At 48.6% G+C, this 1,192-nt stretch carries 1 protein-coding gene; it reads right to left on the reverse strand.

The features are described 5' to 3' along the window. Nucleotides 1-1,107, reverse strand: a 1,107-nt coding sequence (gene rmuC, locus R7Z77_RS24015; RefSeq protein WP_318136881.1) for a DNA recombination protein RmuC, incomplete at its 3' end; no start/stop codon positions are given. Nucleotides 1,108-1,192: the final 85 nt, after the last annotated feature.

Below are 1,192 nucleotides of genomic sequence, written 5' to 3' on the forward strand. Positions count from 1 at the left end.
CGCCACTTGGAACGCCGGCTCTACCGGAATAAACATCAGCACATAATCGAGACTTTGGATGCCTTTGAGCTTGTGGTAATCCTTCATGCTCAAACCTTTGATGTGCGCACGCAGTGCGGTGAGGTGAGCACTTAACGCGCAGTCGCGTTCAGCATCCGTTTCGGCATTAAAGTAGCGCTCGTACGCCACCAATGCCATTTTCGAATCGACCACCACTTGCTTGTTTTGTGGCAAATGCACAATCACATCCGGTTGGTAACGCTTACCCGCTTCGCTCTGTAGGTTCACTTGCGTTTCGTACTCGTGCCCTTCGCGCAGCCCCGATTCGGCTAAAACGCGCGCCAACACCACTTCACCCCAGTTACCTTGCTGTTTGTTATCGCCTTTGAGCGCTTGGGTCAGGTTCACGGCTTCTCGAGTCATTTGTTCATTGAGGCGTTGCAGATTTTTCAGCTCATGCACCAGCGTATGACGCTCTTTAGCTTCTTGGCTAAAGCTGTCGTTGACTTGCTTTTTGAAACCTTCTAACTGCTCTTTTAACGGTGACAACAACCCTTCTAAACTTTGACGGTTTTGCAAATCGACTTTCGCGGTTTTCTCTTCAAACAGTTGATTGGCAAGGTGCTCAAACTGTTGTTTCAGACGCACTTCGGCCTGCTCTAGAATTTGCAGTTTTTCCGCATTAGCCTGATTCATTTGCTCGTGGCGCGCCTGCTGCTCACGAAGCTGCGTTTCCAAACGGGATTTTTGTTCACGCATTTGGCCCAGCTCATCAAAATACTGCTGACGTTCTTGTTTGACGGCTTCGAAGTAACGCAATTTCTCCATGGCCGCCATCAACTTGCCGTGCGATTGGCGCACTTCAAAGGCCGCTTTATCGCGCTCGTTGTCGAGTTCATCCAACTCTTGCTGCGCATCGGCAAGGCTTTGCTTTACTTGTTCAAGCTGTTGTTGGTGAAGCTGTTTTTCTGACACCAACTGCTGTCCGAGTAGTTGAGTCTGGGTAATAAAGCGCTGCTTTACCCACCAACCAACGGCGACACCGCTCGCTGTCGCGGCAAAAAGAGAAGAAAGAATGAGAGATTGATGCTCAAGAATCCATTGCATAATAGCGAGTTAGCCTGTGTTTTGTATCTATAACAATGGTATTTAGACACTGGATAAATGTCCAGTTTGTTGGATGAAAAATCCT

The sequence above is a fragment of the Vibrio sp. 1401 genome (genome assembly GCF_033340295.1).